This window comes from Enterobacter sp. N5-15, from assembly GCF_057221635.1.
This window is the reverse complement of record NZ_CM170150.1, coordinates 1242238-1265242: the sequence shown is the minus strand read 5'-3', so window position 1 is coordinate 1265242 and position 23005 is coordinate 1242238. Positions and strand designations below refer to the sequence as shown.

Below are 23005 nucleotides of genomic sequence, written 5' to 3'. Positions count from 1 at the left end.
CAGGCCGCACCTGACGCCACCCGGCTTGGTGTTATTTATTTTTCGCTTCCAGCGTCGCAAACCACGGCGCGATAAAATCTTCCGTCTGGCCCCAGCCCGGAATGATTTTCCCCAGAGACGCCACGTTCACCGCGCCCGGCTGGGCGGTCAGCAGCGCCTGCGGAATGGCGGCCGCTTTGAAATCGTAGGTTGCAGGCGTCGCTTCCCCGGCAATCTTATTCGCCACCAGGCGCACGTTAGTCGCGCCAATCAGCTTCGGATCCACCGCCACGCTCACCTTCCACGAACTGCCCGGTTCGCGCATCAGCTGCAGATCCTGGTTGGAGATGTCGATGCTGTAGAGCTTGATCTCGGTGCGACCGTTCTCCTTCAGCGCCTTATACGCGCCCTGGCTGAAGGCGTCCCACGTGCCCCAGATGGCGTCGATTTTGCCTTTCGGGTATTTCGCGAGGATCGCGCCTACCTTGTTGGCGGTATCACCCTGCACGTCAGAGGACACTGCGCCGATGGACTCCAGCTCTTTGATGTCCGGATACTGCTTTTGCAGCGCTTTATAGGCTGCCTGACGGCGCTCCATCGGCGGGAAGCCCGCCACCCACAGCTTGACGATATTGGCCTTGCCGTTGAAATCTTTCGCCAGCTGGCCGAAGGAGAGGTTCGTCAGCGAGGCATCATCCTGCTGGGTGACGGTCACGCCCGGGATCTCGCCGTTAACGGCGGTATCAAAGACGGCGACTTTAATCCCGGCATCCACCGCTTTCTTCACCAGCGCGGTGGAGTACGGATCGCGCCCCTGAGAGAGAATAATCCCGTCATATTTCTGGCTGATCGCCTGGTTAACGAAGTCCTGGAATTTGGCGTCATCCCCGTTGCTTAAAAAGGTGCTGACCTTAAAGCCGAGCTTTTTCCCTTCCTGAATTGCCCCGGCAATAAACTGCGTGGTGTTGTCGTCTGAGCCAAGGTTACGGATCACCGCGATGCGGATCGGGCCGTCATGGTTGGCAATGGCAGCCGGAAGCGGCGCGGGCGTAGCCGCGAAGCCTGGCAGAGCCGTAAGCAACCCAAGTGCTACCAAAGAGAGTGCAATCTTTTTCATTTTTTATCCCGTTGTGTTGTCAGCGTTTTTGTATGTAGGTAATCGCCAGTGCCACCGCGAGCACCAGCCCTTTTATAATGTCCATGGCGTAATACGGCACGGAGAGCATCACCAGCCCGTTCGACAGCACGCCGAGAATGACCGCTCCGACCAGGGTTCCCAGCGCGTTCGGCTTGCCGGACCCGGCCAGCGAGAAGCCAATCCACGCTGCCGCCACCGCATCCATCAGGTATCCGCCGCCCGCATTCACCTGCGACGAACCGATGCGCGACGCCAGCAAAATCCCGCCCAGGCCCGCCAGCAGCGAGGCGATCACGTAGGCCGCCACCTTGTAGCGCGTGGTGCGAATACCGGAGAGACGCGCCGCTTCGGGGTTGCCGCCAATGGCGTACATCCGGCGTCCGTGCGTGGTCAGCGAGAGGCCAAGCTGCGCCAGCACGGTCACCACCAGCATGACAATCACAATGGTCGGCACCTGCCCCAGCAGGCTAAACGCCGCCGGAATGGTCCCTTCCGCCATGTCGCCGCTCGGCAGCACCATGTTCTCGGTAATCGATCCGCCGTAGCTGTAGGTCATCGCCACGCCCTGAATGACAAACAGGCTGGCAAGCGTCGCGAGCATGTCCGGAATACGCAGGATGACGATCAGGAAGGCGTTAAACAGCCCCACCAGCGTGCAGAGCGCGAGGGTGATCAGAATCGACTCAGTGGTACCAAAGCCGTGCCAGACGAAAAGAGAAATCACCAGCGCGTTCGCCAGCGAGGCGGTGGATCCGACAGAGAGATCGAACCCGCCGATGGTCAATGAAATCGACACGCCAATGGCAATCACCGTCACGATGGCAATCGAGCGCAGAATGTTGATGATGTTGTTCGGATCGAGGAAGCTGTCCGACGCCAGGCCAAAGACGGCCACCAGCGCGACGACGGTTAACAGCATGCCCCACCTGTAGAGAAAATCGAAAATCTGCTGACGGCCAGATGCCGCCGCGTTCACTGAAAGGGCCTTGCTCACGACGCCGTTCCTCCGGTTGAATAATAAAGTAGTGTCTCTTCGCGGGCCTCGGCCCCGGCGATTTCCGCCACGATGCGACCGTCCCACAGCACGCAGATGCGGTCGCACAGCCCGACCAGCTCGGCAAACTCGCCCGAGGCGTAAATCACCCCTTTGCCCTCGCGCGCCAGCCCGTCAATCAGCTGGAACAGGTCGGTTTTGGCCTTCACGTCCACGCCTTTGGTCGGCTCGTCGAATATCAGCACGCTAGCGTCATTGCGCAGCCATTTACCGATGGCGACCTTCTGCTGGTTGCCGCCGGATAAGCGGCGCAGCACCTGCCCCGGCCCACGGGCGCGCACGCCGACGCGGGCAATCACCTCTTCCGCCCAGCGCCACGCCTGACGATGGCCAAACAGGCTCCAGCGCGAGAAGCTGTTATCCGCGCACACGGCAAGGTTCATGCTCACCGGCTCGTCGATAAAAATGCCCTCTTTGCGGCGCTCCTCCGGCACCAGCGCCAGACCGCGCAGCACGGAGTCGGCCGGATCGCGCGGCTGCCAGGACTGATGATTCAGCTCGCCGCGCGCCACGCGGCTTTTGGTGGCGCCAAACAGCGCCTTGCAGAGTTCGGTTTTCCCCGCCCCCGCCAGCCCGGCAATCCCGAGAATTTCGCCTTTGCGCAGGTGCAGGGAGATATCTTTTAGCAGCGCGTCGTCGTGAAGCCCCTCAACGCGCAGCAGCGTTTCGTCGCCGTGCGGCGGTCGCGCGGGCGGATAGATATCGCTCAGCACGTGGCCGAGCATCTTCTCGACGATCGCTTCGCCGCTAAGATCGGCCATCGGGCCGGACTCGATCAGCTTGCCGTCGCGCAGCACCGTTAAGGTGTCGCAGATGGCCTTCAGCTCGTGAATACGGTGGGAGATAAACACCACGCCGATACCCTGCTGCTTTAAACGTCTCACCACCGCAAACAGGCGCTCGCTCTCGTGCGCATCCAGCGGCGCGGTGGGTTCATCAAGAATCAAAAAACGGCAGTGATGGGACAAGGCGCGTGCCAGCAAAATCTGCTGCTTTTCGGCCAGCGAACAGCTGTCGATGGAACGGCGCACGTCCAGAGGGACATCCAGCTGCGTCAGCGCCTGTCTCGCCTGCTGGCGGATCGCGCGCCAGCTGAAGCGATGCCCCGGCTGCGCCAGCTGGTCGAGCATGATGTTTTCGGCAATGCTCAACCCCGGGATCAGCGCCACGTCCACCTCCTGCTGTACGAGGTGGATCCCCAGCCGTTTGGCGTCAAGCGGTTCGCGGATCGTTACCGGCTGGTTGTTAATGCTGATCTCACCCTCATAGTGGTCGTGCGTGCCGCACAGCACCGCCATCAGGGTCGATTTCCCCGCGCCGTTGGCACCGGTCAGCGCATGTACGGATCCGCCGGTTAAGGTGAAATTCACGCGCGACAGCGCCTGAAAGCCGGAAAAGGCCAGGCTGATACCGCGCATCTCAAGGCGACTGGAAACCATCCGCGTAAATCCTTCATTACTCTTCTGATTTATCGAATTTTTCACAGCTCCGGTTGACTGACAACGACGGAAAAGGCATAAGATAAAGCGAAATATTATTAGCCATCCGGATGTCCAGACATAACATCGGGTTAGCGCTTGCTAAAAAAAGGACAACACCATGAGCAACACCGATATCCGCGTCGTGCCTGGCCCGGCGAACTACTTCTCACATTCCGGAAGCCTGACGCAGCTGGATAACTTCTTTACTCCGGAACAGCTTTCCCGCGCGGTGTGGATCTACGGCGAGCGCGCTATCGAAGGCGCGCGCCCTTTCCTGCCGGAGAGCTTTAACGCGCCGGGGGCAAAACGCCTGCTGTTTAAAGGCCACTGCAGCGAGCGCGACGTCACCCATCTGGTGAATGAATCCGGCAGCGACGCCAGCGTGGTGATTGGCGTCGGCGGCGGTGCGGTGATGGATACCGTCAAGGCCGTGGCGCGCCGTTTAGGGGTGCCGTTCGTGGGCATCCCCACCATTGCCGCCACCTGCGCGGCGTGGACCCCGCTCTCCGTCTGGTACAACGATGCCGGTCAGGCGCTGCATTTTGAGATCTTCGACGACGCTAACTTCCTGGTGCTGGTGGAGCCGCAGATCGTCCTTAACGCCCCGGCGGAATATCTGCTCGCGGGCATCGGCGATACGCTGGCGAAGTGGTACGAAGCGGTGGTGTTGGCACCTGAGCCGGAGAACCTGCCGCTGACCGTGCGGCTGGGCATCAACGGCGCGCTGGCGATCCGCGACGTGCTGCTGGCACGCAGCGAAGAGGCGCTGGCCGACCAGCAGCGCGGTGACCAGACGCAGGCGTTCCGGGACGTGGTAGATGCGATTATCGCCGGTGGCGGTATGGTCGGCGGCCTGGGCGAACGCTATACGCGCGTGGCGGCGGCGCATGCGGTACACAACGGCTTAACCGTGCTGCCGCAGACGGAAAAATACCTGCACGGCACCAAGGTAGCCTACGGCATTCTGGTGCAGAGCGCCCTGCTCGGCCAGGACGACGTGCTGGCGCAGCTGGTGGCGGCATACCAGCGTTTTAACCTGCCGACCACGCTTCGCGAGCTGGACGTCGACATCAATAACCGGGAAGCGCTGGATAAGGTCATTGCCCACACCCTGCGCCCGGTGGAGTCGATTCACTATCTGCCGGTTGCGTTAACGCCTGACGTTCTGCGCGCCGCATTTGAGAAAGTGGAATCCTTCAGCCGTTAATCGCCCTGACCGTCTATACCTAATGATGATTCTTACCACTCTCGTAACGAGGTCATCATGCAGATCGATTTAACAGGTAAAAAGGCGCTGGTTACCGGTGCCAGCCGCGGGTTGGGTCGGGCAATTGCACTCTCGCTGGCGCGCGCCGGTGCGGATGTGATTATTACGTATGAAAAATCGGCCGATAAAGCCCAGGCGGTCGCCGATGAGATTAAGGCGCTGGGACGACACGGCGAAGCCGTGCAGGCGGACAGCGCCAGCGCGCAGGCGATTCAGGATGCCGTCACCCATGCGGCGCGTTCCCTTGGCGGGCTGGATATTCTGGTCAATAACGCCGGGATCGCGCGCGGCGGTCCGCTGGAATCCATGACGCTGGCGGATATTGACGCCCTTATCAACGTCAACATTCGCGGCGTGGTAATCGCCATTCAGGAAGCGCTGGTGTACATGTCCGACGGCGGGCGCATTATCAACATCGGCAGCTGTCTGGCGAACCGCGTGGCGCAGCCGGGGATCGCGGTTTACTCGATGACCAAATCGGCCCTTAACTCCCTCACCCGCGGACTGGCCCGTGATTTAGGGCCGCGCGGCATTACCGTTAACCTGGTCCACCCCGGCCCCACCAACAGCGATATGAACCCGGAAGACGGCGAACAGGCTGACTCTCAGCGTCAGCTTATTGCGCTGGGTCATTACGGCCAGCCGGAAGACGTCGCGGCGGCGGTCACGTTTCTCGCCAGCCCGCTTGCCGGGCAGATCTCCGGTACCGGTCTGGACGTGGACGGCGGTTTGAACGCCTGATCGCATATTCCCTGCAAGCCTCTGTCGCCCGGCAGAGGCGTTTCCGAGCACCCTCGAGGGTTCGCGTTTTGCCGCTTTCTCCCGTTTTTTCTCCGCTCTACAGTTCCCCATAAGAAATTCGGAATTTATCTAATAGTCTTATTATTTCCTTATATTTTGTGTGGGCGTACAGTGGAGGTACGGATGAAGATTGTCTGGTCCAATGGTGCAAAGAAGGCGTTTTCAAAGATTGACGAGCGGTATCAGCGTCGCATTGAGGTAAAGCTTGCTGAGCTGGATGACCGCTCGGCTCCCCGGCCCGATATCAAAAAAATATCGGCGACAGAAGATCGTTTCCGGCTACGCGTAGGCGATTACCGCATCATCTATACGCTTCGGGACGATCCCGATGACCATTGTTTTGTTTTGGCCGTCAAGCGCAGAACTTCAACGACTTACCTGCATGAGGAGAGTGCCAACTATGGCTGTACAGCTAATCAAGGACGATAACGGGAAAACGCAGTACGTCGTTATTCCCTATCACGAATATTTTCGTATGCTCTTACAGATGGCAGAAATTGACGACGAAACCGACGACGATCTGGAGGATATTGAGGTCGAACACGATAGCCTGGATGACGTGGAATTGCCTGGGGAAGTATGCAGCATCATGACCTGGCAGAACGTCAGCCTGCAGGCCGCGTGGCGTATTCTGCGCGGCATGTCCCAGCAGGAGGTGGCGGAAAAACTCGGCATCACCCAGTCCGCCGTGTCACAGCTTGAAGCGCTGGACTCCCGTCCGCAAAAGCGCACCCGCGAAAAGCTGGCGGCAATTTATGGCTGCAAGCAGGAGCAGATCAGCCTCTATTTACCGAAAGAGGGTTAACAGCACTTCGCCCCGCCCTTGCCGCCGTAGCGGGCGTCCTGACGGTCGCGGAAAAATTCTTCGTAGGTCATGGGCGTCTGGTCCGGATGGTTGACGCGCATATGCTCGACGTAATTGTCGTAGTCCGGCACGCCAATCATCATTTTGGCAGCCTGGCCCAGGTACTTACCTGCTTTGGAAAGGGTGTCGAACATAAGTCATTTCTCGTTTGTTTCCCTCACCCCGGCCCTCTCCCAAAGGGAGAGGGAGGATAAGAAAAGTAGGCCGGGTAAGCGCTAGCGCCACCCGGCACACAGGTTAATGCGCCCCTTTGGCCTGGGTTACAATCTCTTCCAGGTTTTCAGGCATCGGCTCGTACGGCGTCTCTTTCGCCGTTGGCTTATCGTTTTTCAACGCCGCCAGCGCGGTCTTGAGAGAATACAACGCCAGCACCACAACCACCACCATAAAGAAGATGGTCAGCCCGGCGTCCAGACGGTTGTTGAACACCAGCTGCGACAGCTGCGACTCGGTGTACTGCGCCGGGATCTTACCGCTGTCGATCATCGCCTGGAACTTGTTGGCGATCGCCAGGAAGCCCACCTTGTTGTCCGGGCTGAAGGCTTTCTGCCAGCCCGCCGTCAGGGTACAGATCAGCAGCCATGCGGTTGGCACTAATGCCACCCAGGCGTAACGCTGGCGCTTCATCTTGAACAGCACCACCGCGCAGAGCATCAGCGCCATGCCCGCCAGCATCTGGTTGGCGATACCGAACAGCGGCCACAGGGTGTTAATCCCGCCCAGCGGATCGACCACGCCCTGGTGCAGGAAGTATCCCCACGCCAGCACGCACAGCGCCGTTGCCAGCAGGTTCGCCGGGAGCGAATCGGTACGCTTCAGGTTCGGGGAGATCACGCCCAGCAGATCCTGGAGCATAAAGCGCGCCGCGCGGGTTCCCGCATCCACCGCCGTCAGGATAAACAGCGCCTCGAACAGGATGGCGAAGTGATACCAGAAGGAGACGTCCATCAGCCCGCCCAGCGCGCCGTGCAGGATGTAGGCCATCCCCACTGCCAGCGTCGGCGCCCCGCCCGCACGGGAGATAATCGACTGCTCGCCCACTTCACTGGCGATGCTCGTCAACGTATCAGGGGTAATCGCAAAGCCCCAGCCGCTTACCACCTGCGCGGCGGATGCCACCACGTCAACGGTTCCGGCAGGCGCCAGCACCGCCATCGGGCTGTTCATCGCGAAGTACACGCCCGGGTCGATGATACAGGCCGAGACCAGCGCCATGATGGCAACAAAGGACTCCATCAGCATGCCGCCGTAGCCAATCAGGCAGGCCTGATTTTCATTCGCCAGCATCTTCGGCGTGGTGCCGGAGGCAATCAGCGCGTGGAAGCCGGACACCGCACCGCAGGCAATGGTGATAAACAGGAACGGGAACAGGTTACCGGTCCAGACCGGGCCGGTACCGTCGATGAATTTGGTTAACGCGGGCATGGTCAGGGTCGGGCGCATAATCAGAATGCCGATCGCCAGCCCGATGATGGTGCCGATTTTCAGGAAGGTGGAGAGGTAGTCACGCGGGGCCAGCAGCAGCCACACCGGCAGCACCGCCGCCACAAAGCCGTAGCCCACCAGCATCCAGGTCAATTGTACGCCGGTAAAGTCGAAGAACGGTGCCCATGTCGGGCTTTCCGCCACCCAGCCGCCGGAGATAATGGCGAACACCAGGAATACCAGACCAATCACCGACACTTCACCAATGCGCCCCGGGCGCAGGTAGCGAATGTAGACCCCCATAAACAGCGCCAGCGGAATGGTGAAGGCAACGGTGTAGGTTCCCCACGGGCTGTGGGTCAGCGCTTTCACCACGATCATCGCCAGCACCGCGAGGATGATCACCATGATCATAAAGGTCGCCACCAGCGCAATCACCCCGGCGGTTGCCCCCATCTCCTCTTTCACCAGCTCACCCAGCGAACGTCCGTCGCGGCGGGTGGAGACGAACAGCACCATAAAGTCCTGCACCGCGCCCGCCAGCACCACGCCCGCGAGGATCCAGATCATCCCAGGCAGGTACCCCATCTGCGCCGCCAGCACCGGCCCCACCAGCGGGCCCGCTCCGGCAATTGCCGCAAAGTGGTGGCCAAACAGCACTTTTTTATCCGTCGGCACGTAGTCCAGCCCGTCGTTGTGGCGGACGGCAGGCGTCATGCGCGTCGCGTCAACGCCTAATACGTTCTTCGCGATATAGCGGCCATAAAAACGGTACGCGATCAGATAAATGCAGACGGAGGCGACGACGATCCAGAGCGCGTTGATCTGTTCCCCCCGATTGAGGGCGATATAGCCCAGGGCAAAGGCTCCCACAACGGAGAGCCCTGCCCATGTAAGGTATTTCCCTGAGTTGTTCATAGTGGTTATCCGTTGTTGTGAAACAGTGAGATGTTACATTTTGTTTCTAGAACAACCGAAAAAATTTAACAACTTTGAAACGCAATAATGCGTGGTCAAACCAGACATTTACACCACATTGTTAAGCCGATCACTTTCGCGATGTCCTCGGTCACACTTTTGCCTTTTTCAGCCAGACGCGGCCTTACGGAATGATTTGTATCATTTTTTTTGCTCATAACCTCGCCAGAATGATCCTGCGCAATCGCGCGCTTACAAGGAAAAGGATATGAACAGTTCTGTACCTCAGGATCATAAGGTCGGGCCGGGCGCGTACTTCGCCCTGGCGTTTGCAGCCGTTTTCTTCTCCGGCCTGTTAGGCGGAAAAGAGTGGTACGGCGTCTTTGATTTCACCACCCTCAACGGTGCGTTTGGCAAAGTGGTCAGTAAAGCCAGCCTGGATGACGGCACCCTGACGACAGCCAGCAGCGCCTTTCGCGGCACCGGCGGCAGCGGCGCGATGGACGGGTTTCTCTTCGCGCTCGGTTTAATTCCCGCGGTGATGTTCGCGCTGGGAATGATCAACGTGCTGGAGCACTACGGCGCGCTGCGTGCCGCCCGCAAGCTCTTAACCCCGCTGCTGCGCCCGCTGCTGGGCATTCCCGGCACCACCGGGCTCGCGCTGATTGGCAGCCTGCAAAGCACCGACGTGGGCGCGTCGCTGACCCGCAATCTGTCAGACGAAGGGCAAATCAGCGAAAAAGAGAAGGACGTTTTCGCCATGTTCCAGTTTTCCGCCGGGGCGATGATCACCAACTTTTTCTCTTCCGGGGCGATCCTCTTCACGCTGGTTGCCGTTGACGGCACGGCGGCGGTTCCCACGTCCATCGGAGCCTGTATCGCCGTCATGTTCATCATGAAAATCGTGGGCGCAAATCTGCTGCGCTTGATCCTGTCCTTCACCCGTAAAGGAGACGCCGCATGAGTGCCCCACAGTCTAACCCCGTGATTACCGATGTCTTCGTCGAAGGCGCTCGCAAGGGCTGGAGCATTGCCACCGGCAGCACCCTGCCCAACGTGGTGATGGCGTTTATCATCATCAAAGCGCTGGAAATTACCGGTGCCCTGAAAGGGCTGGGCATGATCTTCGCCCCATTGATGGGCCTGTTCGGCCTGCCGGGTGAGGCCGCCGCCGTGCTGATTGGCGGCTGGATGTCGATGGGCGGCGGGATCGGCGTCGCCATCGGCCTGTTTGATAAAGGCATTATCACCGGCGAGCACCTGGCGATCCTGGCACCCGCCATCTACCTGATGGGCTCGCAGGTGCAGTATCTGGGCCGCATTCTGGGCGTGATCGGCACCCGCGCCAAACGTATCCCGCTGATGATCGCCATCTCGGTAGTCAACGCGTTTTTAGCCATGCTGCTGATGCGCATTATTCTCTGAACAGGACGTGAATATGAATCTTGACCACTATATTGAAGAGCTGAAAACCCTGGTGAACGTGGACTGCGGCACCCAGACCATTACGGGCGTTGCCGCCGTGGCAGGCATTATGCAGCAGCTCTGGCAGCGCGAGGGGTGGCACACCGAGCGGGTGAATCTGGGCGATAAGGTAGGCCCCGGCGTGTTCGTCAGCAACAAACCGCAGGCGGAACGCTTTGACGTGCTGCTGGTCGGGCACCTGGATACCGTGTTTGCCCCCGGCACCGTCGCCGAACGTCCGATGAGCGAGGACGATACCCGCCTGTACGGTCCCGGCGTCTCGGATATGAAGAGCGGACTTCTGAATATTTTGTGGGCGATGCGCGGGCTCGACGCTGCGGACAAAGATCGTCTCGCGATTGCCGTGGCGATGAACCCGGACGAAGAGACCGGCTCGGTGCACTCCCACGAATGGATCGGCGAGCTGGCTAAGCGTTCCCGCTGCGTGCTGGTCTGCGAGGCCGCCCGCGCCGACGGTTCGCTGGTGAAAGCGCGTAAAGGGATGGCGGGCTATCACCTCACCTTCAGCGGCGTGGCGGCACACGCGGGCAACGACCCGGAGAAAGGCCGCTCGGCGATTACCGCCCTGGCCAACAGCGTTATCGCCATTAATGCGCTAACCGACTGGGATCGCGGCACTACGCTCAACGTCGGGGTGATTAACGGCGGCAGCGCGGCCAACGTGGTGGCGGATAACGCCGTAGCCGAACTCGACGTGCGCTTCTGGGAAAACGACGAGTACGACCGGGTGAATCAGGCGCTGGAGGCGTTATGTGAAAAAGGCTTTTTAGACGGCGTGACCACGACGCTTGCGCGGGTGAATCACAAACCGGCGATGGCAGCCAGCGTTGCGACTCAGGCCCTGATGCAGCAGGTTGAAGCGGCAGGAAAAGCGGAGGGTATCGACATCACCTGGCAGGCGGTCGGCGGCGGCAGCGACGCCAACCACACCGCCGCGCTGGGCATCCCGACGCTCGACGGCCTGGGGCCGATTGGCGCCGGGTTCCACAGCCCCGCGGAATGGCTGGATAAAGCGTCGATTGAACCGAGAATTCGATTACTCAGACGCGTAGTCTCCATGCTTTAATTTTGCACTAAACCGTCCCCTCTCCCTGTGGGAGTGTACAGTCCGGGGACATGGTAGACAGGTGTTCGGGGACATGGTGAACACTTTTTAACATCCTTTACCCATGGTGATCGACTTTTTCTTCAGGTCGATCACCCCCACTTTCGTGCTGTACCACCACACCTCGTAGCGGCCGTCCTCCTGCATCTCCTTCAGCCCGACCCGCTCTCCCCTGAACGCATTGCCTGCCTTCAGACTTACCCCTTTCACGCTCAGCTTTCCGCTGATATCCACCTTCCTGACCATCACGCCCTCGTCGTATTCCGGGGGCGTTGTGGTGCCGCTGTACTGCCGCGCTGACGGCTGATACCGCGAGCCCGGTACCGCCATATCCAGCGCCTCGTGCGGGCGTTCAAGGTTGTACACCGTGCGCCAGTGGTCGAAGGCGCGCTGCAGCTCACCGCTGTCTGCGAACCACTTCCCCTGGAGTACTTCCGCCTTCAGGCTGCGGTGAAAACGCTCCAGCTTGCCCTGCGTCTGCGGATGATAAGGCCGGGAGTGCCCCACCCGGATACCGTGGCGCATCAGCCACAGCTCCAGCGCCGTCCAGGTGCCGGTGGTGTCTCCCCACGGTGAGCCGTTGTCCATCGTCATCCGGTCCGGCAGGCCGTAACGCTCAAACACGCTGACCAGCTGCTGCTGCACGGTCTCGCGCCGTTCATCGGTACAGTGCGCCAGGCACAGGGAAAAACGGGAGTGGTCGTCCAGCAGGGTGAGCGGATGGCAGCGGCCGCCGCCAAAGGGAAAGTGGCCCTTAAAATCCATCTGCCAGAGGCGGTTCGGCGCGTCATGTTCGAACCGTCCCGTGGGGGGAATGCCCGGTGAAGCGCCCGGCAGCAGACCATGGCGGGCCATCAGGCTATGGACGGTGCTGAAGGCGGGCATGCGGTGCCCCTGGTCCTCGAGCCAGCGCTTTATCTTGCGTGCGCCCCAGCGCTCATGGCGGTCATGCGCCATGCGCAGCAGGGCTGTGATGTCGTCAGATGAGCGGTTCGGGGAATGGTGCGGTATGCGCGGGCGGTCCTGAAGGCCGGCGGCACCTTCCTGAGCCCAGCGGCGAAGCCACTTGTAGCCTGTGGCAGGTGAAATACCGTAGTGACGGCAGAGGGAACGAATGTTCGCCCCGTCCTGCGAGGCGAACAAAACAAACTCGGTACGTAATGACATGGTATCTCTCGCATCCCAGGGCATAAGCGACTCCATAAACGGGTTCTTATGCCTTAGTTGTAAGTGTCTACCATGTCCCCGAACAAGTGTTCACTATGTCCCCGGACCGTACAGGGAGAGGGTTAGGGTGAGGGCAACAGACCGCACAGAATCAACCCAACACCATCGTACTCAACCGGCAGGTGCAGCACCGCCGCCCCTGCTCGTCGAATACCACAATCTCCCAGCTCTGGGTGGAGCGGCCCAGATGCAGCGGCTGGCACACCCCGCGCACCTTACCGTGAGAGACCGCACGATGGTGCGTGGCGTTCAGCTCCGTTCCCACCACGCTCTGCCCGTCGCGGGTCATCAGAAAACCGGCCATTGAGCCCAGCGTTTCCGCCAGCGCCGCCGACGCGCCGCCGTGCAGCAGGCCAAACGGCTGATGGGTGCGCGCATCCACCGGCATCTCCGCTTCCAGCGTGTCGTCGCCGATACGGGTATAGACGATGCCGAGATGCGCCACCAGGGTGTTCAGGCTGGTTGCGTTCAGCTCCTCGAGCGGTAAATGACGTTTCCAGATCATTTTACGCTCCCAGCGTGGAGCCGCCGTCCACCACGATATCCTGCAGGGTGATATGGCTGGCGGCATCGGACGCCAGGAACAGTACCGTGCTGGCAATCTCCTGCGGACGGGCGATTTTGCCCAGCGGAATGCCGAGCTTAAACTGCTCGCCAAAGCCGCGAATACGCCGCTGCTCCGCGTCGTCGCTTTTCCACAGGGTGCGCTGCATATCGGTGTCCGTCGAGCCCGGCGACACCAGGTTACAGCGCACGCCGCTGCCCGCCAGCTCCAGCCCGACGGTCAGGGCCAGGCTTTTCAGCGCCGCCTTCGAGGCACCGTAGGCGCTCATGCCGATGCGCGGCGTGTGCGCCGCGTCGGACGCCACGGTGACTATCGCCCCGCCCTGCTGACGGCGGAACTGGCCCATCGTCTGCTGGAACAGGTTGAACGCGCCGCCGACGTTGACCGCAAAGGTCTGCTGCCAGTCCTCCTGCGAGAGCCGATCCGTCGCCCCCATGCGCAGAATGCCCGCCGCGTTGACCAGCACGTCCAGTCGCTCAAGGGTATTAAGCAAACGGCCACACGCATCGCTGACCTGAGCAAAATCCGCCACGTCCAGCGTTTCGGTGGCGAAAGGATAATCACCCAGCGGAAACGCCAGATCGAAGCCGGTCACCTGTGCGCCTGCCTCCACAAAGGCCAGCGCCGTCGCGTAGCCAATCCCCTTCCCCGCGCCCGTCACCCAGACGGTCTTGCCGGTAAAATCAAAACCCATCACTTCACCTCGCGGGAGAGCAGCGCCCACCAGGCGTCGATTGTTGGATTTTTTGCCAGCATCACGAAATCAATATCGCCGTGCACTTTGCGCCAGCGGGCGGCCAGCGCCATCATGCGCACCGAGTCCAGGCCGTAGTCGATCAGGTTTTCTTCATCCATTGGCTCGTCGGACTCATCCAGCAGCGGCAGGATCAGCTCGCGCAGCGCGGCTTTAGTCGCCGGAACGGACGGCAGCAGCTCGTCGGTCATCACCACGCGGCCCGAGCGTCCGGCCACGTAGTTCAGCGACATCAGGTGCTCGTCGCGGGTGAAATCCGCCAGCGCGTCGGCGATAAAGAACGGCTTGATGTCGCGCATAAAGGCATCGGTGGCGGTGGTCATGCAGCCGATATGGGCGTAGACGCCGGTAATCAGCAGCTGGTTGCGGCCCGTCTCTTTCAGCATCTGCTCCAGCGGCGAGCGGTGGAACGCGCTGTAGCGCCACTTCACCAGCACCGTGTCGGCTTCGTCCGGCGTCAGTTCAGCGACGATACGCTGCTGCTCAGGCGAGCGGGTCAGGCCCGGCCCCCACATGTCGTTCAGCAGGGCGCGGTCTTCATCACTCTGCTCTTTCGGCTGCGCGGTGTAGTAGACCGGAATATGGTGCGCTTTGCAGTAAGCGCGCAGTCTGGCGATATTCGCCACCACCTGCTGCATCATCGCGCTGTTTTCGCCCCAGAAGTTCAGGAAATACTCCTGCATATCGTGGATCAACAGCGCGGCGCGCTCCGGCTCAAAGCTCCAGTTCACCTTGTTGGTCGGCAGCTCTGCGGCGGTCGGCAGCGCGTAAGCGGTTAATTTTGGAATGGCCATACTCTGTTCCTCAGCCCCGGGCGCGTTCAGCGAGCCACAGGCGCAACTGTTTCTTATCGACTTTGCCGACAGGCGTCAGCGGGAGCGCATCCACGCTCTCCACGCGGTCCGGCAGCTTAAATTCGGCAACGCCCTGCTCGCGGAGGAAGCGACGCACCTCGACCGCGCGCAGCGGCTGTTTCACCACCAGATACGCGCAGCTTTTTTCGCCCAGCAGGCTGTCCTCCATGCTCACCAGCGCGGCGTGGATCACCGCCTCATGGCGCAGCAGCAGGTTTTCGATCTCTTCGGCGGCGATCTTCTCGCCGCCGCGGTTGATCTGATCCTTCTCGCGCCCCTGCACGGTGATGTAGCCCTGCTCGTCAATGGCAATCAGATCGCCGGAGCAGTAAAAGCCGTCGGCGTCAAAGGCGCTGGCGTTGTGTTCCGGGCTGTTGAAATAGCCGCGGAAGGTATACGGCCCGCGCGTCATCAGACGCCCAACCTCACCGCGCGGCAGCGGGTTGCCGTGCTCGTCCGCCACCCACACTTCGTCGTCCGGGCACATCGGGCGGCCCTGGGTGTTGATGATGCGTTCCGGCGCGTCGTCAAGCGCGGTGTAGTTCACCAGCCCTTCCGCCATGCCGAACACCTGCTGAAGCTGGCAGCCGATTTCCGCCGGAATGCGCGCCGCGAGCGTGGCGGAGAGGCGTGCGCCCCCCACCTGCAGCAGCTTGAGGGATGTGAGCTGCGCGTTCCCCGCGCCGTCGGCAATCGCCTGCAGCCACAGGCTCACCGCCGGAGGGACCAGCGAGGTGACGCTAATCTGATGCCGTTCAATCAGCTGGAAGCAGAGCGTCGCGCTCGGATCGTTCGCCAGCACCACGCAGCCGCCCGCGGTGAAGACGCCTAACGATCCCGGCGAGCTCATGGCGTAGTTATGCGCCGCGGGCAGCGCGTTCAGATAACGCGTTTCGGCGGTAATGCCGCAGATCTCGTTGCTGCGGCGAATGCTGTAGTCGTAATCGTTGTGCGTTCGCGGGATCAGCTTCGGCGTGCCGGTACTGCCGCCGGAAAGCTGGAAGAAGGCCACCTCGTCGGCGGGCGTCGGGTTCGGGATGAAGTTGTCCGCCGGACGCGCAATCGCCGCTTCCAGGGCGTGGTCAGCCTTATCGCCGCGCAGGAGTACGACGCGTGCCGAGCGGTGCGCATCCACAAAGGCGTTGAGGAAGTCATCGCCCGCGAACAGCGCGTGGTCGCGATCGGCAATCAGCACGGCGGGTTTGATCTGCTCCGCGTAGGCGTTCAGCTCGCTGCTCTGATGGCTGAAGAGCGCATTGACCGGCGCGACGCCGATTTGCAGCAGCGCGAAGAAGGTGATGTAGAACTCGGCCACGTTGCCGAGCTGCACCAGCGCTGTCTCGCCGCAGTGCAGCCCCTGCGCCTGAAGGGTGGACGCGAGGTTGTTCACCGCCTGATTAAACGCGCGGTAGGTGATGTGCCGCTCGCCGTCGATTATCGCCACGGCATCGCTGTCCGCGCGATCCGTCAGGATGTGGGTCAGCGGCAGATCCTGCCAGTAGCCTTTTTCGCGGTAGCGGCGGGCAAACGCCTCAGGCCAGCGGGTAAAAGGGATGGTCATGAGTCTTCCTTAGTGCAAACCAAACACGTTGAGCATGGTGGAGAGCTTCACGCCCGTTTCGCGCCATTCGCCCACCGGCGAGGAGGCGGGCACAATGCCCGCACCGGCAAACAGGCGAACGGTATTTTTATGCAGACGCGCGCAGCGGATGGTCACCACCCACTCGCCGTTGCCTTCGCTGTCGCACCAGCCGACGATACCGCCGAACAGCTCGCGGTCGAACGGCTCCAGCTCGGCGATCAGTTCTTTCGCCGCCTGGTGCGGGAAACCGCTCAGCGCCGGCGTCGGGTGCAGCAGGCAGGCCAGCGTCAGGGCGTTTTCATTTTCACGCGCCTCGCCTTCTACCGGCGTTGCCAGATGCCACAGCGTCGGCGTGGTAATCAGCTGAGGAGAATCCGGCATGCTGAGACGGTGGCTGCGCGGTGCCAGAATGGCCTTCATCGCCTGGGTCACCAGGTCGTGCTCGTGACGGTCTTTTTCGGAGGCCAGCAGCTTATTGCCCGCTTCGCGATCCAGCACGTCGTCGGGCTGACGACGCGCCGAGCCTGCCAGCGGCAGCGAGCTAAAGTGCGTGCCCTCTTTGCGAAGCAGCAGTTCCGGGCTTGCGCCCAACAGCACGCCGCCGTCTTCCAGCGGCACGTGGAAGTTAAAGCTCGCCGGGTTCTGGGCGATCAGGCGCTCCATCAGCGCACCGCTATCCATGTTTTTGTCGGTCGCGATATCAATCAGGCGCGACAGCACGACCTTGTTCACCTGCGGCGTGGCGGTCAGCGACGCGGCGCGCGCGACCATCTCTTCGAACACGGGCTGCGGGGGGATCTCGGTACGTTTTTCGATATTCAGTGACTGCGCACCGGAGAAATAGCGTGAAGACTGCTGACGCGCCGGGCGAGAAAACGTCTGCCAGCGTTCGGGAATAAACAGCGACGACGGCTTGCGGGTATCGAAGGGGATAGCCCCTACCATCACCGGATGAGCGATACCGCTGGCTTTCGCATTCCGGAAGGCCTGGGCTAATTTTTGCTGGAAGTGTCCCGTCGGATCGTCGCCGCCAACGGCGGATTCACTGAAGCGGGCAAAGCAGCCGGACGTGGTAAAGCTGCGGTAGGGCGACATAAAGAAAAAGCGGTCTGATTCCAGCGTGGTTGCGGTGTGCTGAACTTCCTCAGCCAGGGACGTATCCATATCATCCTCCTCAAAATGATAAAAGAAGCAATAATGATTATCATTTATATTTTCGTCGGCTAACCTAATCCCACATCGCTTCGCTGTCAACCGTCGGGCAAACAACTTGTGCGACAAAAGCTTGCATCCCTTCGCGGTAGCCATGAAAATGAGAAGCATTATCTTCAACAAAAACAGGATGTCGCGCTGTGAAATTCCCTGCCCTATTCCGTAATACCCTGCTTTTACCTGGACTTTTTGTTTTAGGACTTGCCTCAGCCGCTGCCGCCGACTGGCCGCGTCAGGTGACCGACAGCCGCGGCGTTCACACGCTTGAGAGCAAACCGACGCGCATTGTCTCCACCAGCGTGACCTTAACCGGCTCCCTGCTGGCGATTGACGCCCCGGTCATTGCCAGCGGCGCGACCACGCCGAACAACCGCGTGGCGGATGGGCAGGGTTTCCTGCGTCAGTGGGGAGATATCGCAAAACAGCGCAAGGTTGCGCGGCTGTACATCGGCGAGCCGAGCGCCGAAGCGGTAGCGGCCCAGATGCCGGATCTGATTTTGATCGGCGCCACCGGCGGGGATTCCGCGCTGGCGCTGTACGATCAGCTCTCCGCCATCGCCCCAACGCTTATCATCAACTACGACGACAAGAGCTGGCAGGCGCTGCTGACCCAGCTGGGCAGCATCACCGGACAGGAAAAACAGGCTGCAGAGCGCATTGCCGCGTTTGATAAACAGCTCGCGCAGGTAAAACAGCAGATGAAGCTGCCGCCGCAGCCGGTGAACGCCATCGTCTACACCGCCGCCGCGCACAGCGCCAACCTGTGGACCGCTGAATCCGCGCAGGGCAAGCTGCTGCACCAGCTGGGCTTTACGCTGGCGGAGCTGCCCGCCGGGCTGCAGACCTCCAAAAGCCAGGGCAAACGCCACGACATTATTCAGCTGGGAGGGGAAAACCTGGCGACGGGGCTGAACGGCGAAGGGCTGTTTGTGTTTGCCGGCGACCAGAAAGACGTGGATGCGATTTACGCCAACCCGCTGCTGGCGCATTTGCCGTCGGTGAAAAACAAACGGGTTTGGGCATTGGGAACGGAGACGTTCCGCCTCGATTATTACAGCGCGATGTTGGTATTAAACAGATTGAATGCGTTGTTTAAGTAGGCATTTTCCCTCCCTCTCCCCGTGGGAGAGGGCCGGGGTGAGGGCATCAGGCCGCACCGTCGTTCAACACACTCTCCTGCCTGAACCGCCGCAATTCCACCAACGCCACTAACAAAATCACGCCAACCATCGCTAACGCAAACCCGCTGCTGCTCGCCGAGGCCACCGGAGTCATCATCGCTCCCAGCCCGCCGAGGATCGCTGCGCCAATCGCATCCCCCGTGACGTTTTGCGCCGTCCACAGGCCGTTAATGCGCCCGAGCATGCCTTCCGGCGTCTGGGTCTGGATCAGGGTGTACTGCAGCAGCGAGCTGATGGCGCTCAGCCAGCCGAAGATCACCAGGCACAACACGCCCAGCGCCCACACCGGCATCAGGCTGAAGAAGCCGATGGCGATAAACGACGCCAGCGTGGCAAGCAGCATAATCAGCCCCGGACGCGCGCTCTGCGCCAGGTTCCCGCTGGTCAGCGCCCCGCACGCCGCGCCGAGCGGAATGGCGGCGTAGAGAATGCCAATCTCCGAGGCGCTCATCTGCCACTCTCCCGCCAGCGCCGGGTACAGCACGCGCACGGCGCTCGCCATCGTCAGCAGGCCGCCGAGCAGCGCAATGCCGCCAATCAGCGAGTTGTTGAACAGGAAACGAATCGCGGCCATCAGCGATTTCAGCGGATGCTCGCGCGGCTGCGGCGGAGGAGGCAGCAGCGGCAGGCGCAGCAGCGTCAGGGTGGTAATGAAGGTCCCCGCCGCCGCCAGGCCGTAGTTCCACGCCACGTTGCCGGTCGCCAGCAGCAGGCCGCCCACCATCGGCGAAATCACCGAGCCGAGGCGCACGGTGAGCATGGTGATCGCTCCCGCCTGCATCAGGTTCTCGCGCCCGACCAGCGCGGGCGTTGCCGCCAGCAGCGCCGTCACGCCCAGCGAGGCAAAAAAGCCGTCCCACAGCCCCAGGGCATAAATCGCGATCAGCGACGGCTCCGGCAGCATCGCGTTCAGACACAGCCCGATAAAGCCCACGCCGCATGTGCCGCGCGCCAGCAGGATCAGCTTCTTACGCTCGTAGCGGTCCGCCAGCACGCCGCCCACCATCAGGCCGATGAACATCGCCCCGCCGGTTAAGGTGACGGATAACCCCACCAGCCAGCTGGAGTGCGTCATGGTCTGGATCTGTACCGGCACGGCCACGCCGAGCAGGCCGAGGGACAAAATGGAGATAAAGCGAGCGATAAAAACAGCGCGATACGCCGGGTGCGTTTTCAGCAGGCTGAGGTTAAGCAGCCAGGATTTTTGATTCATGACAAAGCCTTGAGTCTATTTCTACCCTTTCCATGGGCGCACATGCTAACATAGCCAAATAAGATAGATAACGATAATCACTATCATTATCAAATCATGGATGTTGCTATGTCGTTTTCCTCTTCTGCGGTGCGCGCCGTTGCCGTGCCCGTTTTACTGCTGCTCCTGAGCCTTGCGGTAGCACTCAGCCTGCTGGTCGGCGCGAAGCCGCTGCCCGCGTCCGTTATCGTTGATGCGCTCTCCGGCACCTGCCAGAGCGCCGACTGTATTATCGTGCTCGACGCCCGACTGCCCCGCACGCTTGCCGGACTGCTGGCGGGTGGCGCGCTCGGCCTTGCCGGTGCCCTGATGCAAACCCTTACCCGTAACCCGCTGGCAGACCCCGGCATTCTCGGCGTTAACTCCGGCGCCAGCTTTGCCATCGTGCTCGGCGCGGCGCTTTTCGGGTTGACCTCGCCCTCCGAGCAGCTGGTCATGGCCTTCTGCGGCGCGCTGGCCGCCTCGCTGGTGGTCGCGTTTACCGGCAGCCAGGGCGGCGGGCAGCTGAGTCCGGTACGTTTAACGCTTGCGGGCGTGGCGCTCGCGGCGGTGCTGGAGGGCCTATCCAACGGCATCGCCCTGCTCAACCCGGACGTTTACGACCAGCTGCGCTTCTGGCAGGCCGGTTCGCTGGATATCCGCACCCTTGAAACCCTAAAAGTGGTGGCGATCCCGGTCATTATCGCCGCCGCCGTGGCGCTGTTTTTAAGCCGGGCGCTCAACAGCCTGAGCCTCGGCAGCGACACCGCGACCGCCCTCGGCAATAGGGTAGCGCGCACGCAGCTGATTGGTCTGCTCGCCATCACCGTACTGTGCGGTAGCGCGACCGCGGTGGTCGGCCCGATCGCCTTTATTGGCCTGATGATGCCGCACATGGCGCGCTGGCTGGTGGGGGCGGATCACCGCTGGTCGCTGCCGGTGACGCTGCTGGCCACCCCTGCTCTGCTGCTGTTTGCCGACGTGCTGGGCCGCCTGCTGGTGCCCGGCGAGCTGCGCGTCTCGGTGGTCAGCGCCTTTATCGGCGCGCCGGTGCTGATCTTCCTGGTTCGTCGTAAACATGGAGGTGGCGCATGATGGCCCCGTCCCGTCGTTTACTCACCAGCGTCTCGCTGCTGCTTATCGCCATTCTGCTGCTGGCGGTCTGGAGCCTGCGCAGCGGCGCGGTGACGCTCGATCTTGCGCAGGTGTTTAACGCCCTGCTCGGCAGCGCGCCGCGCAACATCACCATGGTGGTGACGGAGTGGCGACTGCCGCGCGTGGCGATGGCGATTCTGGTCGGCGCGGCGCTCGGCGTGAGCGGTGCGATATTCCAGTCGCTGATGCGTAACCCGCTCGGCAGCCCGGACGTGATGGGCCTCAACACCGGGGCCTGGAGCGGCGTGCTGGTGGCGATGGTACTGTTCGGCCAGCACCTGACGGCGATTACCTTTACGGCGATGGCGGGCGGCATTCTCACCTCCCTGCTTATCTGGGCGCTGGCCTGGCGCAACGGCATCGACACCTTCCGCCTTATCATCATCGGGATCGGCATCCGCGCCATGCTGATGGCCTTTAACACCTGGCTTTTACTGCAGGCCTCGCTGGAAACCGCGCTCTCTGCCGGGCTGTGGTACGCCGGTTCCCTCAACGGCCTGACGTGGGGCAAAACCTGGCCCGCCGCGCCGCTGATTTTGCTGATGTTTATCGGCGCGCTGCTGCTGGTGCGGCGTATGCGTCTGCTGGAGATGGGCGACGACAGCGCCTGCGCGCTGGGCGTGGGCGTCGAGCGCTCGCGCCTGATGCTGATGCTGGTCGCCGTACTGCTGACCGCCGCCTCTACCGCGATTGCCGGGCCGATCTCGTTTATCGCCCTCGTGGCACCGCACATCGCCCGCCGCCTTAGCGGGACGGCGCGCTGGGGCTTAACCCAGGCGGCGCTGTGCGGCGCGCTGCTGCTGCTGGCCGCCGATCTCTGCGCCCAGCGGCTGTTTATGCCTTATCAACTGCCGGTGGGCGTGGTGACCGTCAGCCTCGGCGGGATTTACCTCATCGTCTTGCTCGTTCAGGAGTCACGCAGGAAATGACAGATTCTACAACTCGCTTGCGCGGCGAAAACCTCACTCTCGGCTACGGCAAAAAAATCATTGCCCGTGACTTATCCGTCGCCATTCCGGACGGCCATTTTACGGCAATCATCGGGCCGAACGGCTGCGGCAAATCGACCCTGCTGCGCACCCTGAGCCGCCTGATGACGCCGGCTGAGGGCAGCGTGTTCCTCGACGAGGAGCAGATCCAGCGCTTTGCCAGCAAAGAGGTGGCGAGGCGCATTGGGCTACTGGCGCAAAACGCCACCACGCCTGGAGACATCACGGTGCAGGAGCTGGTCTCGCGCGGGCGCTATCCGCACCAGCCGCTGTTTACCCGCTGGCGCAAAGAGGACGACGAGGCGGTCAGCCGCGCGATGGTAGCAACGGGGATTACCGATCTGGCCCAGCAGAGCGTGGACACCCTCTCCGGCGGGCAGCGTCAGCGCGCGTGGATCGCGATGGTGCTGGCGCAGGAGACCTCCATCATGCTGCTGGACGAGCCGACGACCTGGCTCGACATCAGCCATCAGATTGATCTGCTGGAGCTGCTGAGCGAGCTGAACCGCACGCAGGGGTATACCCTGGCGGCGGTGCTGCACGATTTAAACCAGGCGTGCCGCTACGCTACGCACCTTATTGCCTTGCGAGACGGTGAGATTGTGGCGCAGGGCGCGCCGAAAGAGATTGTGACGCCGGAGCTGATCGAGCGGATCTACGGCATGCGCTGCATGATTATTGACGATCCGGTGGCGGGTACGCCGCTGGTTGTGCCGTTGGGCAAACGTGCGGTCTGA

23 protein-coding genes are annotated in these 23005 nt (G+C 61.6%); 11 read left to right on the top strand and 12 right to left on the bottom strand.

From position 1 onward, the window contains the following. Positions 1-31 precede the first annotated feature (31 nt). The 3 genes from AC2TE5_RS05860 to AC2TE5_RS05850 are packed head-to-tail and all read right to left on the bottom strand — an operon-like array spanning position 32 to position 3610. Positions 32-1096 carry a sugar ABC transporter substrate-binding protein gene (locus tag AC2TE5_RS05860; protein WP_458670013.1) on the bottom strand — a complete coding sequence of 355 codons (1065 nt, stop codon included), beginning with the start codon at positions 1094-1096 and terminating at the stop codon, positions 32-34. A 19-nt stretch (positions 1097-1115) separates the two neighbouring features. Further along, positions 1116-2111: an ABC transporter permease gene (locus AC2TE5_RS05855; protein ID WP_023334863.1), complete on the bottom strand. Its 996-nt coding sequence runs from the start codon at positions 2109-2111 to the stop codon at positions 1116-1118. Then, entirely contained in the window at positions 2108-3610 is a 1503-nt protein-coding gene (locus AC2TE5_RS05850; RefSeq protein ID WP_484612833.1) for a sugar ABC transporter ATP-binding protein, read from the bottom strand. The genes AC2TE5_RS05855 and AC2TE5_RS05850 overlap by 4 nt, the downstream gene beginning before the upstream one ends. A gap of 160 nt (positions 3611-3770) precedes the next feature. On the opposite strand from AC2TE5_RS05850, the gene AC2TE5_RS05845 reads away from it, so the two are divergent. The 4 genes from AC2TE5_RS05845 (at position 3771) to AC2TE5_RS05830 (ending at position 6525) form a co-directional block, all read left to right on the top strand. Further along, positions 3771-4859, top strand: coding sequence for an oxidoreductase (locus tag AC2TE5_RS05845; RefSeq protein ID WP_484612832.1), 1089 nt, complete (start codon positions 3771-3773; stop codon positions 4857-4859). Positions 4860-4916: 57 nt separating this feature from the next. Further along, positions 4917-5660: an SDR family NAD(P)-dependent oxidoreductase gene (locus AC2TE5_RS05840; protein ID WP_484612831.1), complete on the top strand. Its 744-nt coding sequence runs from the start codon at positions 4917-4919 to the stop codon at positions 5658-5660. Between the two features lie 183 nt (positions 5661-5843). Continuing rightward, positions 5844-6149 (top strand): type II toxin-antitoxin system RelE family toxin, encoded by a 306-nt coding sequence (locus tag AC2TE5_RS05835; RefSeq protein WP_484612830.1) that lies wholly within the window; start codon positions 5844-5846, stop codon positions 6147-6149. Then, a complete protein-coding gene (locus AC2TE5_RS05830) occupies positions 6121-6525 on the top strand; it encodes a helix-turn-helix domain-containing protein (RefSeq protein ID WP_029740113.1) in 405 nt (134 codons plus the stop codon). The genes AC2TE5_RS05835 and AC2TE5_RS05830 overlap by 29 nt, the downstream gene beginning before the upstream one ends. On the opposite strand, the gene AC2TE5_RS05825 is transcribed toward AC2TE5_RS05830, so the two are convergent. After that, positions 6522-6719, bottom strand: a complete 198-nt coding sequence (locus AC2TE5_RS05825; RefSeq protein WP_006809671.1) for a YbdD/YjiX family protein — start codon at positions 6717-6719, stop codon at positions 6522-6524. The two genes, AC2TE5_RS05830 and AC2TE5_RS05825, sit on opposite strands and share 4 nt — an antisense overlap. Before the next feature lie 103 nt (positions 6720-6822). Then, the gene (cstA, locus tag AC2TE5_RS05820; RefSeq protein ID WP_213328723.1) at positions 6823-8928 is read right to left on the bottom strand and encodes a pyruvate/proton symporter CstA; all 2106 of its coding nucleotides are present in this window, start codon (positions 8926-8928) and stop codon (positions 6823-6825) included. Between the two features lie 268 nt (positions 8929-9196). Here cstA and AC2TE5_RS05815 point away from each other — a divergent pair, with 268 nt between their 5' ends. From AC2TE5_RS05815 to AC2TE5_RS05805, 3 genes are read left to right on the top strand one after another with little or no spacing between them, the layout of a single operon-like run. Continuing rightward, positions 9197-9892 carry a nucleoside recognition domain-containing protein gene (locus AC2TE5_RS05815; protein WP_010428444.1) on the top strand — a complete coding sequence of 232 codons (696 nt, stop codon included), beginning with the start codon at positions 9197-9199 and terminating at the stop codon, positions 9890-9892. Further along, positions 9889-10353: a YjiG family protein gene (locus tag AC2TE5_RS05810; RefSeq protein WP_121425485.1), complete on the top strand. Its 465-nt coding sequence runs from the start codon at positions 9889-9891 to the stop codon at positions 10351-10353. The genes AC2TE5_RS05815 and AC2TE5_RS05810 overlap by 4 nt, the downstream gene beginning before the upstream one ends. A 13-nt stretch (positions 10354-10366) precedes the next feature. Continuing rightward, a complete protein-coding gene (locus AC2TE5_RS05805; protein ID WP_484612829.1) occupies positions 10367-11479 on the top strand; it encodes a M20 family metallopeptidase in 1113 nt (370 codons plus the stop codon). 87 nt (positions 11480-11566) lie between these two features. On the opposite strand, the gene AC2TE5_RS05800 is transcribed toward AC2TE5_RS05805, so the two are convergent. The 6 genes from AC2TE5_RS05800 to entC form a co-directional block, all read right to left on the bottom strand. After that, on the bottom strand, positions 11567-12709 hold the full coding sequence (locus AC2TE5_RS05800; RefSeq protein WP_484612276.1) for an IS481 family transposase: 1143 nt from the start codon (positions 12707-12709) through the stop codon (positions 11567-11569). A gap of 127 nt (positions 12710-12836) precedes the next feature. Then, complete coding sequence (entH, locus tag AC2TE5_RS05795; RefSeq protein WP_063143215.1) at positions 12837-13250, bottom strand: proofreading thioesterase EntH; 414 nt, start codon at positions 13248-13250, stop codon at positions 12837-12839. 1 nt (position 13251) lies between these two features. Continuing rightward, positions 13252-14004, bottom strand: a complete 753-nt coding sequence (gene entA, locus AC2TE5_RS05790; protein ID WP_484612828.1) for a 2,3-dihydro-2,3-dihydroxybenzoate dehydrogenase EntA — start codon at positions 14002-14004, stop codon at positions 13252-13254. Further along, the gene (locus tag AC2TE5_RS05785; protein ID WP_213328726.1) at positions 14004-14858 is read right to left on the bottom strand and encodes an isochorismatase; all 855 of its coding nucleotides are present in this window, start codon (positions 14856-14858) and stop codon (positions 14004-14006) included. Before AC2TE5_RS05785 ends, entA begins: the two co-directional genes overlap by 1 nt. 10 nt (positions 14859-14868) lie before the next feature. Then, on the bottom strand, positions 14869-16479 hold the full coding sequence (entE, locus tag AC2TE5_RS05780) for a (2,3-dihydroxybenzoyl)adenylate synthase EntE (protein ID WP_484612827.1): 1611 nt from the start codon (positions 16477-16479) through the stop codon (positions 14869-14871). 9 nt (positions 16480-16488) lie between these two features. Continuing rightward, a complete protein-coding gene (entC, locus tag AC2TE5_RS05775; RefSeq protein WP_484612826.1) occupies positions 16489-17664 on the bottom strand; it encodes an isochorismate synthase EntC in 1176 nt (391 codons plus the stop codon). A 188-nt stretch (positions 17665-17852) separates the two neighbouring features. On the opposite strand from entC, the gene fepB reads away from it, so the two are divergent. Continuing rightward, complete coding sequence (gene fepB / locus AC2TE5_RS05770; RefSeq protein WP_213328729.1) at positions 17853-18812, top strand: Fe2+-enterobactin ABC transporter substrate-binding protein; 960 nt, start codon at positions 17853-17855, stop codon at positions 18810-18812. A gap of 46 nt (positions 18813-18858) precedes the next feature. Here the strand turns inward: fepB and entS are convergent, their stop codons facing one another. Continuing rightward, the gene (gene entS / locus AC2TE5_RS05765) at positions 18859-20106 is read right to left on the bottom strand and encodes an enterobactin transporter EntS (protein WP_213328730.1); all 1248 of its coding nucleotides are present in this window, start codon (positions 20104-20106) and stop codon (positions 18859-18861) included. Positions 20107-20214: 108 nt separating this feature from the next. Between entS and fepD the strand changes: the two genes are divergently transcribed. From fepD to fepC, 3 genes are read left to right on the top strand one after another with little or no spacing between them, the layout of a single operon-like run. Beyond that, positions 20215-21219, top strand: a complete 1005-nt coding sequence (fepD, locus tag AC2TE5_RS05760) for a Fe(3+)-siderophore ABC transporter permease (protein WP_484612825.1) — start codon at positions 20215-20217, stop codon at positions 21217-21219. Continuing rightward, complete coding sequence (fepG, locus tag AC2TE5_RS05755; protein WP_484613314.1) at positions 21219-22208, top strand: iron-enterobactin ABC transporter permease; 990 nt, start codon at positions 21219-21221, stop codon at positions 22206-22208. Before fepD ends, fepG begins: the two co-directional genes overlap by 1 nt. Next, the gene (gene fepC / locus AC2TE5_RS05750; RefSeq protein WP_484612824.1) at positions 22205-23005 is read left to right on the top strand and encodes an iron-enterobactin ABC transporter ATP-binding protein; all 801 of its coding nucleotides are present in this window, start codon (positions 22205-22207) and stop codon (positions 23003-23005) included. The genes fepG and fepC overlap by 4 nt, the downstream gene beginning before the upstream one ends.

Excerpts from the sequence above, each read along its gene's own strand:
- entC (WP_484612826.1), bottom strand. The coding sequence starts at position 17,664 with ATGGATACGTCCCTGGCTGAGGAAGTTCAGCACACCGCAACCACGCTG.
- AC2TE5_RS05825 (WP_006809671.1), bottom strand. The coding sequence starts at position 6,719 with ATGTTCGACACCCTTTCCAAAGCAGGTAAGTACCTGGGCCAGGCTGCC.
- entA (WP_484612828.1), bottom strand. The coding sequence starts at position 14,004 with ATGGGTTTTGATTTTACCGGCAAGACCGTCTGGGTGACGGGCGCGGGG.
- entE (WP_484612827.1), bottom strand. The coding sequence starts at position 16,479 with ATGACCATCCCTTTTACCCGCTGGCCTGAGGCGTTTGCCCGCCGCTAC.
- fepC (WP_484612824.1), top strand. The coding sequence starts at position 22,205 with ATGACAGATTCTACAACTCGCTTGCGCGGCGAAAACCTCACTCTCGGC.
- fepG (WP_484613314.1), top strand. The coding sequence starts at position 21,219 with ATGGCCCCGTCCCGTCGTTTACTCACCAGCGTCTCGCTGCTGCTTATC.
- entH (WP_063143215.1), bottom strand. The coding sequence starts at position 13,250 with ATGATCTGGAAACGTCATTTACCGCTCGAGGAGCTGAACGCAACCAGC.
- cstA (WP_213328723.1), bottom strand. The coding sequence starts at position 8,928 with ATGAACAACTCAGGGAAATACCTTACATGGGCAGGGCTCTCCGTTGTG.
- AC2TE5_RS05860 (WP_458670013.1), bottom strand. The coding sequence starts at position 1,096 with ATGAAAAAGATTGCACTCTCTTTGGTAGCACTTGGGTTGCTTACGGCT.
- AC2TE5_RS05845 (WP_484612832.1), top strand. The coding sequence starts at position 3,771 with ATGAGCAACACCGATATCCGCGTCGTGCCTGGCCCGGCGAACTACTTC.
- AC2TE5_RS05785 (WP_213328726.1), bottom strand. The coding sequence starts at position 14,858 with ATGGCCATTCCAAAATTAACCGCTTACGCGCTGCCGACCGCCGCAGAG.
- AC2TE5_RS05850 (WP_484612833.1), bottom strand. The coding sequence starts at position 3,610 with ATGGTTTCCAGTCGCCTTGAGATGCGCGGTATCAGCCTGGCCTTTTCC.
- AC2TE5_RS05835 (WP_484612830.1), top strand. The coding sequence starts at position 5,844 with ATGAAGATTGTCTGGTCCAATGGTGCAAAGAAGGCGTTTTCAAAGATT.
- AC2TE5_RS05805 (WP_484612829.1), top strand. The coding sequence starts at position 10,367 with ATGAATCTTGACCACTATATTGAAGAGCTGAAAACCCTGGTGAACGTG.
- AC2TE5_RS05840 (WP_484612831.1), top strand. The coding sequence starts at position 4,917 with ATGCAGATCGATTTAACAGGTAAAAAGGCGCTGGTTACCGGTGCCAGC.
- fepD (WP_484612825.1), top strand. The coding sequence starts at position 20,215 with ATGTCGTTTTCCTCTTCTGCGGTGCGCGCCGTTGCCGTGCCCGTTTTA.
- AC2TE5_RS05800 (WP_484612276.1), bottom strand. The coding sequence starts at position 12,709 with ATGCCCTGGGATGCGAGAGATACCATGTCATTACGTACCGAGTTTGTT.
- AC2TE5_RS05815 (WP_010428444.1), top strand. The coding sequence starts at position 9,197 with ATGAACAGTTCTGTACCTCAGGATCATAAGGTCGGGCCGGGCGCGTAC.
- AC2TE5_RS05810 (WP_121425485.1), top strand. The coding sequence starts at position 9,889 with ATGAGTGCCCCACAGTCTAACCCCGTGATTACCGATGTCTTCGTCGAA.
- entS (WP_213328730.1), bottom strand. The coding sequence starts at position 20,106 with ATGAATCAAAAATCCTGGCTGCTTAACCTCAGCCTGCTGAAAACGCAC.
- AC2TE5_RS05830 (WP_029740113.1), top strand. The coding sequence starts at position 6,121 with ATGGCTGTACAGCTAATCAAGGACGATAACGGGAAAACGCAGTACGTC.